Consider the following 11,351-nt stretch of genomic DNA (forward strand, 5'->3'; position numbering starts at 1 on the left):
TCGCACCGAACATGCCCATTGAAATCCGCGAACTCGTGATCAAAGCGGTGGTTGACAACGCCAGCCAGCGCAAGAAAGAAGGCGATGCCGCACCCTCGGGCAATGACCGGCGCGACAGGAAACTGGAAGACATCGTGAATGAAGTGCTCGAAGTGTTGAAAGAAAACAAGAACGAGAGGTAATGGCCCTGACCGACATATTCAGCGAACTGGATGGCCTCGCCAAAATGACCATCGACGCGTACCCCGATGAGGAGTACAACGATGGCGATGAGGTGGCCACCTTCCAGGTGATGTACAACCCCAATACGTACAGCCAGGAGTTCCGGAACAATTACGAACGCCCCACCACGCAGGGCAACACCGGCACGCTGGTGTTCACCCATACCGAGCCCGAAAGCGTAACGTTCGAGTTCCTGTTCGATGCCACCGGCGCGTCCGTTTCAGGTACGTCCAACATCGCCGATCAGGTGCTGAAGGACAAGCAGACCGACAACGCCATCCGCGATTTTATCGGCGTGACATATACACGCTCCGGCGATACCCACCAGCCCAACTTCCTGAAGTTGCGTTGGGGTGCGTTTGAATTCCGCGGACTGCTGGAAACGGCAACGGTCACCCACAAACTGTTCAACCTCGACGGAAACCCGATCCGGTCCACCGTCAACTGCACGTTCCGCAAACACACATCCCTGCAGGAACAGGCAGCGCAGGACAGGAAGTCCTCTCCCGACCTTACCCACTACCGGCTGGTGAATGCAGGCGATACACTGCCGCGCATCGCCAAAAAGATCTACGGCGACCCCGCTTTATACCTGGAGATTGCAAGGGTGAACAAACTGGTCAACTTTCGCAACCTCAAAGTGGGTCAACGGCTGATCCTGCCACCCATAGACAAAACCTCCTGATGCCAGAAACACTCACCATACCGACCCAGGCCGCAACCGATCTGCCCACCTTCAAGGTGCTGGTGGACGGAGAGGACATAGGCGGACAATACGGTCTGATCTCCATCATGGTCTCCAAGGCCGTAAACAAGATTCCCAAGGCCCGCATCATGCTTGCAGACGGCAGCGTGGCGCTGGAAGATTTTGAGAACAGCAGCGGTGATGTGTTCGTGCCGGGAAAAGAAGTGGAAGTGAAAGGCGGTTACCACAACATCGAAGACACCATCTTCAAAGGTGTCATCATCAAACACGGCATCAAAACCCTCGAAAACAAAACACCGCTGCTCGTGATTGACCTTCGCGACAATGCGGTGAAGATGACCGTGGGACGAAAAAACAAGTATTTCGAGGAAGTAAAAGACAGCGATATCATCGAGGAACTGGCCGGTGCATACGGACTGCAAACCGACGTGGAAAGTACATCCGTGACCCACAAGGAAATGGTGCAGTACTATGTGACCGACTGGGATTTTGTGGTGTCCCGCGCCGAAGTGAACGGCCTGCTCGTGTTCGCAGACGACGGTCAACTGGCCGTGAAAGCCCCCGACCTTTCGCAGGAACCCATCGTGAACCTGGGATACGGACACAACATCATGGAGTTCGAAGCTGCCATGGATGCCCGTGATCAGCTTGCGGCATCCACCAGCAAATCGTGGGACTACAGCAAGCAGGAAATGATCGAGGAAGAGGGGGAAGATCCCGGACTCGATGAACAAGGTGATTTCACCACATCCGACCTGTCGGATGTACTGGGCGTGGAAACACTCCTGCAACAACACACCGGCAAGGTGGAAGACACCGAACTGAAAGCCTGGGCCGATGCCAAACTGCTGAAGAGCCGTCTCGCCAAGGTGAAAGGCCGCGTGAAAATCGTCGGTTTCAGTGACGTGAAACCCGGTCATGTGATCAACCTGGAAGGCCTAGGCGGAAGGTTCAACGGCCCCGCATTTGTGTCTTCCGTGGTGCATGACATCGCTGCCGGTTCTACCTGGTTTACGCATCTTGAGTTCGGACTGGACCAGGAATGGTTTGCCGACAAATACAACGACATCATCGCAAAACCCGCAGGCGGCCTGCTGCCACCCGTGCACGGGCTCCAGGTGGGAATTGTGACCAATATACATGAGGATCCCGACGGAGAGTTCCGCATCAGGGTTCGCCTTCCGGTCGTAGACCCCGAACATGACGGGGTGTGGGCACGGATGGTGTCTCCCGATGCCGGTGACAGCCGCGGCATGGTCTTCCGCCCCGAAGTGGAAGACGAAGTGATCGTGGGCTTTCTGAATGATGATCCCAGGGATCCGATTATCCTTGGCATGCTGCATAGCAGCGCCAAACCTTCTCCCATCGACCCCGAAGAGGAAAACAACGAAAAGGGCTTCGTTACCCGCGGTGAGCTGAAACTCACCTTCAATGACGACAAGCTGAGCATCACCCTGGAAACCCCTAACGGGAATAAACTCCTGTTGTCCGACGACGAGGGTGGCATCCAATTCGAAGATGAGAATGGGAACAAAGTGACCCTGAGTTCCGACGGGGTCGTGATAGAGAGCGCAAAAGACCTGAACCTGAAAGCTTCAGGCGACGTGAACATCGAAGGCACCAATGTAACCGTGAAAGCCAATGCCAGCTTCAAGGCGGAAGGCAGCGCCGGGGCGGAAATATCGTCCAGCGCACAAACGGTTGTCAAAGGTTCCATCGTGCAGATCAATTAATGTTGAATACGAATCATAACAATCGTCTATGCCAGCTGCAGCCCGCGTAACAGACACCACCAACCACGGAGGAACCATCGTGGGGCCGGGTGCTCCCACCGTATTGATTGGTGGCATGCCGGCGTGTGTGGCAGGAGATAACCACGTGTGCTCACTGCCGCCGAATGCACATCAGCCGACAGCAAGTCCTTTTCCCATGGGCAGCACAACAGTATTGATCGGTGGAAAACCGGCCATCCGTGTGGGCGATGTTTGTATTTGCGGCGCTTCAGCTGCCGTGGGCGAACCAACCGTTATGATCGGTTAAGAGAAAGAATGCCATGCCAGAGACCAATGTGGATACCGACCAACTGAACAGCTTCCTGGGAAGGGGATGGGCCTGGCCCGTGACCTTCAACAAGGAGAGCCGGTCGGCGGAGATGTCGGAAGATGAACAGGACATCCGCGAGAGCCTGGAAATCCTCCTCACCACCATCCGTGGTGAACGGGTGATGCGCCCCGATTACGGCGCCAACCTGCAGGACCGGATCTTCGAACCCCTCCGCGTGAATTCCGCATCCCGTCTCACAGAAGACATCAAACGCGCCATCCTGTTTCACGAACCGCGGGTGACAGTGAATGATGTCAACTATCAGCAAGATCCCGAAGAAGGGTATATCCTCATCCAACTGGACTATACCATCATCGCAACCAATACACGCACCAACATGGTCTATCCTTTCTATTTCAGCGAAGGGACTGATTTGTGACCGTTATGGAAACCTGTGAAAATAAAGCCCTGATCGAACGCGACGGCACCAGCCAGGCACAGCGCCTGCTGAAGTCACTGCTGCCGTCATACGTGGCGGTGGATGAACGCAGCATGCGCGACCTCATCACATTCGCACAAAACTATGCCGCCGAGATCAACTATGTGGCGCTGGACGGAACCAACCAGGGAGACTGGCAGGATTTCTTCAACAGCGATCCCGACCTGGATATCCTGCTGGATGAGACCCGCACCGACGAAGAGAATTTTCTCGATTACATCGCAAAGAAAGGCGGATACGTGCAACCGCACTTCGCACTCTTCATCGCTTTCCTGTGGTTGTTCAGAAAAGCCCAGGACGACCTCAACACCATCACCAAGCGACACCTTGATTTCTATTATAAGGATGTACTGCGCCTCAAGGAACAACCCGCCGAAGCCGACCAGGTGTTCCTCATCTTCGAGCTGGCACGACATGTGAAAACATCACACGCCGTTAAAGAAGGTACCGCACTTAAAGCAGGAAAAGACGACAGCGGTCAACCCTTGACTTACCTCACCGACGATGAACTCGTGGTGAACCACGGTGCCGTGTCGGAGATCAAATCCGTATTTGCGGATATCAACGGCAACCACCGCCTGTACGCATCGCCCGTTGCCAACTCGGCCGACGGTGAAGGTGCAGAGATCGAAAGCGAAGACATGAGCTGGGAAACGTTCGGTAACACCGATCGCGCCCAGGCAGACGTGGGCTTCGCCATCGCTTCGCCCAACCTGCTCCTCGCAGAAGGAAGGCGGACCGTTACGGTGACCCTGCAGGTGAGTCCGACCACGCCGATAGGAAAAGTACCACCCTATGCCGACCAGGTATTTGATGTGGTGTTCAGCGGTGAGGAGGAGTGGATATCACCCGAAGGAGAAGACGTGGTGCAGGAAGGACAGTTCCCCGCCGAAGTGGTGGAGAAGATCCTCGCCTTTGTGAATGGCAGTGGCATCGATGCCATTGCTACAGAAGTGGAGGATGACCCCAACACCGGCTACGGTGACCAGATCGACGACTATGACATCGGTGTATTGGTGGCCAAACGAATCGTGGATACACGCACGGCCAACGGACCCTATAAAACCCTGCAGCAACTCCGCGATGTAAAAGGCATGGGCGTGGATAAGATCAACGACCTGGCCTATACGTTCCGCACCGTGTCCAATGCCACCATCTTCGATCCGGATAAGAACACCATCACCATCATCCGCACCCTGGAGGAAAGTCAGCCCGCTGTGGTTGCCTACAACGAGGAAGTGTTGCTGGATCCCTTCAAAACCGGATGGCCCGTGATGAAGGTGACCGTGAACAAGGAATACCCCGGCGACCCGTACGCATACAAATACCTGAAAGACCTCGACGTGACCAATGCCACCGTTACGGTGAATGTGTACAACGTTAAAACCAACATCCTTCAGAACGATGCCGCCAAGCTGGATCCGGCCAAACCTTTCCAGCCATTTGGAAACCGACCCGTGATCGATTCGGCCTTCTACATCGGTAACCAGGAGATCTTCCAGAAAAACCTCGACAACCTGAGCATTCACATCCAGTGGCATGAACTGCCCGAAAATGAAAGCTTCGGTACTTACTATAATTATTACACCGTGGGAGCCGGCACCCGGCAGAACACCGCCTTCAAAACAGAGATCTCCATCCTGGATGAGAAGGAATGGGTGCCCGTGAAAGCCGGAACCCTCTACCAGCTGTTCGACAATGACACGAACACGGAAATCATCAATCCCGAAAATGAGATCTTCCTCTCGGTAGATAATACCGGGGCAACAGGGTCACTGGGTGATGTGAACAGGGATCCGGAAATGGAAGTCCTCACCACACTCAATACCACCACACAGAAAGGATTTCTGCGGATGCGGATGAAGGGTGCCAATTTCGGTCACAAAGACTACTCCACATCTTATACCCAGCAGGTACTGGCAGCGGTTACGGCGGATCCTGCCACCACGCCCAACCTGCCCAACGAACCTTATACGCCCACGATCAAGGAACTGGCGCTGGACTATACCTCCACCGTGGAACTGGACCTGACAGGCATGGGTGAGGATGCATACGACGAACGCGTGGATCAGTACTTCTATGTATACCCGTTCGGCGTAGCGGAAGCGGATACGCGCGAAAAAACCAACAACCTGCTGCCCGTGTTCGACGCGGAAGGCAACCTGTACATCGGCATCGAATCCTTCACGGGCGGCCGCAACCTATCGCTCCTTTTTCAGGTGGCCGAGGGAAGTGCCGATCCCGATTACCTGCAACAGGATGTAACGTGGAGTTATCTGACGTCAGGAAATACATGGACGGAATTCGACCAACGCAAGATCCTGACAGACTCCACCAACCAATTGCTCACATCGGGCATCATCGAGTTCAATGTACCGAAAGATGCAAGCGTCACCCAGGAAATGCTGGGCAGCGGAAAAGTGTGGTTGCGCGCCACCGTGCAAAAAGATACACCCGCCATCTCAGACCTGGTAGACATCATGGCGCAAGCCGTGACCGCTACGTTCACAGACCAGGATAACGATCCGCAACACCTGGCAACCGCACTGCCCGCCGAGACCATCAAGAAGCTCAAGGAAAGTGATTCGGCGATTGATACCGTGACGCAGCCCTTCAGTTCCTTTGGCGGCAAACTTCAGGAAACCAGCGAAGCATTTTATACGCGTGTCAGTGAACGCCTCAGGCACAAACACCGCGCGGTAACCATATGGGATTACGAGCGCCTGACGCTTGCCAAGTTCCCGTCGGTATACAAGGTGAAATGCCTCAATCATACCATCTTCAACGGAACCCTTTCCGACTATGATGAGATCGCTCCCGGTCATGTGTCGCTGATCGTGATACCGAACGTCATCAACAGGAATGCGGTGGATCCGCTGAAACCGAAAACAAGCCTGATTACGCTGACGGAGATCGAGCAATACCTGACGGGTTTGAAAGCCGAATGCCCTGAATTGCACGTGCGAAATCCGCTGTATGAAGAGATACAGGTGGAGATGAATGTGAAGTTCATCGACGGTATTGATAATGGTTATTACCAGGAAGTGCTGAACGACGAGATCAAGTCGTTCCTGTCGCCCTGGGCCTATGCAGACAGTTCGGAAATCACCTTCGGCGGCCGCATCCACAAATCCATGATCCTGAATTTTGTGGAAGAGCGCTCGTATGTCGACTACGTGACGTGTTTCAAGATGTACCACATCGTGCCCAACAACCCGGCGATAGATCCGACCGTGGATCGCAGCGAAGCCCGCGCCACCACGCTGGGGTCGGTGCTGGGGTCGGCGAATGATCATATCCTGCATGTGCTGGAAAGTGAGATCTGCGGATGTGATGACAATGAAGTGTTCGGTGTGAAGGAAATGGCATCCGACCCTTGCGGATGTGACTAGTGAATGGAATATAAAGAGGCAATGACCCGGTCGGCCTCATATTGATATAAAAACAAACAACGCTCACCCCCGTGGAAGAGTCGATCAAAATATCAAAGCAACTACCTGAACTGGCCAGTATGCAGTATACCCCCCTCCGGGACCTCGGCATACAGCATGTACAGGAACTGGCAGGAAAGATCTGGACGGATTACAACACGCATGATCCCGGTGTCACCATCCTTGAAGTACTGGCCTACGCCATTACCGATCTTGGATATCGCGTGAACCAGGACATCCGGGATATCATCGCCCAGGATCCCACCGATCCGGACAAGCAGGACATCCTGAACTTCTTCACCGCTGCGAAAATCCTGCCGGTGCGACCGCTGACCATCACCGATATCCGCAAGGTGATCATGGATGTGTCGGTCTATGACGCCGGCGACGGAGGATGTGAATTCGTGGGCGTGAAGAATGCATGGGTCAGCATCTCCGACACCAATGAGTTTCCGGTGTATGCGCACACCAATGAAAGTATCCTGAGCTACGAACCACCGCCGTCGAATCCCGCCAAGGCGCCGCTTGCCATCAAGCCGCTTTACAACGTGTTGCTGGAATTCGAATCATGCGACACCTATGGCGACCTCAACGAAAATGAACTGACCGACAGCTTCACGGTGCTGGATTCCGCAGATGAAAAACTGGAAGGCCTGGTCGTGAAAGTGGAGGTGGACTTCCCTCGGTGGGATGAGGAAGGCATCGACTGGCAAGACCTTGATAGCATCCGGAACGGCATTCAGAACATCACCGTTCAGTTTCACCACAAACCCCGTCGCTACGAATTCTCTTACAAAATAGAAGATGATAAAACGGTTGTGCTGAAAGCCACCAAGCCGGGTACGCCCGATCCGGAAGATGTGCCGGAAATGGTGCTGGTTTCTGCCGACCTGAACGATTTTATCTACAACAATACCGACGGCCTCATCGTGCGCTACCAGAAGAAGGTGGCCAAGATATTGAAGATCCTGGCTGCCGTGAAGGCCACCCTGCACGCCAACCGGAACCTGTGTGAAGATTACTACAAGTTTCAGGCGTTGAAGATTGAGGAGATCGCGCTGTGCGCTGATATAGAACTGGAACTCGAAGCGGATGTGGAGGAAGTGCAGGCACAAATCTATTACCACATCGGACGGTTCCTGTCGCCCACCGTGCCCTACTATTCCCTCCAGGAAATGCTTGACCAGGGCATACCGGTGGAAGATATTTATGAAGGCCCGCTCCTGAACCACGGCTTCCTGTTGGATGAAGATGTGATCGCCGCCGATCGCCGCGATGTGATCCACGTATCCGACCTCATCCAGATCATCATGGACGTGGAAGGTGTAGTGGCCGTTCGCAAGATCGAGATCGCCAACTTCCCGCAGGACAACGATGACAACATTCCTTCGAAGAGCGTGAAGTGGTGCCTGGACCTGGCCCTCGAATACAACTACATCCCACGCCTGTCGGTGACCGATTCGAAGGTGACCTATTATAAAGACCAACTTCCTTACCAGGCCGACCAGACCGAGGTGGATGAACGCATCGCCGAACTGCAGGAAGGACAGGCTTCACAAAAAATACAGAACCCGGTGCTGGACCTGAAGGTTCCCTACGGTCAATACCTGCAACTGGAAGACTATACCAGCATCCAGGAAGAATTCCCCATTACATACGGCATCGGTTCGGAAGGTCTCCCGTCGGAAGCCAGCGACGAACGCAAGGCGCAAGCCAAACAGCTCAAGGGCTTCCTGATGTTCTTCGATCAGCTGTTCGCTGATTATCTGGCGCAACTGGCCCATGTGAAAGACCTCTTCTCAATGAACGCGGAAAAGGATGAAGAGGGAAAGTACATCATCAACCGCACCTATTTCACGCAGGTGCTGAAAGACATCGTGCCCAATGCCGATCCGTTGTATGTCGACATTGATACACATCCGGAACACCTGGATGCCATCACCGAAACGGAAGAGGCATTCGTTGCTCGCCGCAACAAGTTCCTGAACCACCTGATGGCGCGTTTCGCAGAACAATTCACCGACTACGCTACGCTTACTTACCGCCTGGCCGGACTGGAAGGAGGGCGAGACCTGTTGCAGGATAAGCTGACGTTTCTTAATCACTATCCCGAGATCAGTGCCGGTCGCCATACCGCCTTCAACTACCGTGAACCTTGCAAACTCTGGCACATCGAAAACAAATCGGGACTGGAGAAACGTGCGGCGCTTACGGTAGGTGTAGACGACCGTTTTGCCAGCGAACTCCAGTTCAGCGCACCATTCGAGATCACCACCAATGGTTCCAACTACGGCTTCACCATCGGAAGTCCGGTGCTGATGACAGCCCCCACCGCATACCCGTTTTCAGACAGGGATGCAGCTGCCCTGGCCCTGGAAGAAGTGCTGATCAACGGCGTGGTGAAAGAGCGTTATGAAATTTCCGGAAGCCCGGGCGCCATCTCCTTCACCCTGTCTTGCGATGAAGGGGTGATCGCGAAAAGCAAGAAAACCGATTATGCGGATGTTGCGGCAGCGGAAGCTGACATCGCTGCAGCCATGGCTGTGATTGAAAACGAGTTTTATTTCAACCCCGAGTCGAACCGCAACAACCTCACCGCACCGGTAGACAACTATTTTGAAGTGGACATCACCGTGGATATGGTGCCCACCATTCCCACATATACCATCTCTTATAAACTGCATAGCGAAGCTTTCTCAACCGACCCCGGTGATGTAATCATGACCGGCACCTACGAAGGTGAAGCGGAAGAAGGCATGACGCAACTGGAAGTGGAGAACGTAGCACAGGAGCGTGCTGTTGATTTTATCTGGGATGTGGTGAGCAACGGTGTGCTGGCTGACCAGTATTCCTTCGACCCACCCGAAACACCCTTCACCTCACCTTATCGCCTGCTGCTGACCGGACGCCTCGGCGGAGAACTCGGAGCCAGCGAGGAATTTGATTTCAACGATGCCGCCGCAGATGCCTTCAATGCACTTACCACACAGGAAGTGTTGATTGCAGGTGCAGGTGCAAACGACGGGCTTCATGCGTTTACATCCGCATCAGCGGATGGACCCTACGTGCACCTGCAAATGCCGGCGGCTATGCCGGCTACCACAACCGGTGGTATCCTCACCTACACCGATGCCATTGCCTTTACCGCAGACACCGGCAACAACGCCTTTGTGATAAGCGGAGATTATACCACCGTACTCTACAATGTGGATGAGGTTACCATCGATGGCTCCGGATACAACAACGGAACATACCAGATTAGGGAGGTTGCATTCGACGGAACCGATACCACCATTACCGTGAAGGAAACGTTGGGTTCGTCCAACAGCGACGGTACCCTTTCTTACCCGAAAGCATTCAATATCTATAAGATCACCGGATCGAAGGTGACGGTGTACGGCGGATTGGACGGCAAGGCGTTGCAAGACCTCGTTGACTTTTTTAAGAAGGTGTTTTTCAGCAACGAAGGATTCCACCTGGTGGAACACATCCTGCTTCGCCCGAAAGTACACGGTTGGCATTTCATCCCGCTGACCGACGAAACACTCATTGAAGGACTGGCCGTTGAAGGTGTGGCCTTCTTTGAAAGGATCCGCCCGATCCTGTCGTGCGTGAAATCCACCAAGATATTCAGGGTGGCCGGCGATGCGACAAATGAAATCATGGCCGGGCTTACCATCCAGGTGACCGGCATGGGCGATAACGACGACGGTTATACCGTAACGTCAGCCACATATGTACCCGGCGACGACCTCACCGAAGTGAAGGTGAGCCAGAGCGTGGAAGAAACCATCACCGAACCCAAGGGCAACATGAGTTATCATGTGACCCTGCCCGTGGATCATGTAGTTGCTGCCGAACATAAGGTGGTACTTACAGGTGAAACAACAATGGATGCAGGTACGGTGCTGCATATCACCGGTTCATCGGATGCAAACAACGATGGCAAGTTCGAAGTGACTACCACCAACATCTCCGGAACAGATACCGAAGTGGTGCTGGCTTCCAAAGAAGGTTTCGTGGAAGACAGGCTGCTGCCTGTGAACCTGGATGCCGACTGCATCTTCTGCCAACTGGAAAATCCGTATACCTACATCGCCAGTGTTATCCTCCCTTACTGGCAGGGAAGGTTTACCAATGCCGACTTCCGTAAATTCTTCGAACGCAAGATCCGCCTCGAGGCACCGGCACACATATTCCTTACCATTTGTTGGGTGAGCAACGCCCACATGGCCGAATTTGAAGAAATGTATAAACGGTGGTTGCTGGAGAATGCCAGGGATGTGAAAGATCCCGTGCAACTCTCCATCGCGCTGAACAACCTCATTGATATCATGAGCCGCATACGCAACGTGTACCCTGTAGGCAGGCTGCACGACTGTGAGGAATCGGCCACCACCGAGAACTCGATCATACTGAACAACTCCATTTTGGGAAATGCATAAATAAC

7 protein-coding genes are annotated in these 11,351 nt (G+C 53.9%); all 7 read left to right on the forward strand.

The window, feature by feature from the left end; translation table 11 throughout:
* The first annotated feature begins 11 nt into the window (after nucleotides 1–11).
* The 7 genes from H6585_09665 to H6585_09695 all read left to right on the forward strand — a co-directional run bounded on the left by H6585_09665 (nucleotide 12) and on the right by H6585_09695 (nucleotide 11,346).
* Entirely contained in the window at nucleotides 12–182 is a 171-nt protein-coding gene (locus H6585_09665) for a hypothetical protein (protein MCB9448597.1), read from the forward strand.
* Nucleotides 182–907 carry a LysM peptidoglycan-binding domain-containing protein gene (locus H6585_09670; GenBank protein MCB9448598.1) on the forward strand — a complete coding sequence of 242 codons (726 nt, stop codon included), beginning with the start codon at nucleotides 182–184 and terminating at the stop codon, nucleotides 905–907. The genes H6585_09665 and H6585_09670 overlap by 1 nt, the downstream gene beginning before the upstream one ends.
* On the forward strand, nucleotides 907–2,661 hold the full coding sequence (gene vgrG, locus H6585_09675; GenBank protein MCB9448599.1) for a type VI secretion system tip protein VgrG: 1,755 nt from the start codon (nucleotides 907–909) through the stop codon (nucleotides 2,659–2,661). The genes H6585_09670 and vgrG overlap by 1 nt, the downstream gene beginning before the upstream one ends.
* A gap of 28 nt (nucleotides 2,662–2,689) precedes the next feature.
* Entirely contained in the window at nucleotides 2,690–2,968 is a 279-nt protein-coding gene (locus tag H6585_09680; protein ID MCB9448600.1) for a PAAR domain-containing protein, read from the forward strand.
* 13 nt (nucleotides 2,969–2,981) lie between these two features.
* Complete coding sequence (locus H6585_09685) at nucleotides 2,982–3,410, forward strand: GPW/gp25 family protein (protein ID MCB9448601.1); 429 nt, start codon at nucleotides 2,982–2,984, stop codon at nucleotides 3,408–3,410.
* A gap of 5 nt (nucleotides 3,411–3,415) precedes the next feature.
* Entirely contained in the window at nucleotides 3,416–6,862 is a 3,447-nt protein-coding gene (locus tag H6585_09690; protein ID MCB9448602.1) for a helix-hairpin-helix domain-containing protein, read from the forward strand.
* Nucleotides 6,863–6,933: 71 nt separating this feature from the next.
* On the forward strand, nucleotides 6,934–11,346 hold the full coding sequence (locus H6585_09695) for a hypothetical protein (GenBank protein MCB9448603.1): 4,413 nt from the start codon (nucleotides 6,934–6,936) through the stop codon (nucleotides 11,344–11,346).
* The last annotated feature ends 5 nt before the right edge of the window (nucleotides 11,347–11,351 follow it).

It is taken from the genome of Flavobacteriales bacterium, assembly GCA_020635855.1.
In the GTDB taxonomy this organism is placed as follows: domain Bacteria; phylum Bacteroidota; class Bacteroidia; order JACJYZ01; family JACJYZ01; genus JACJYZ01.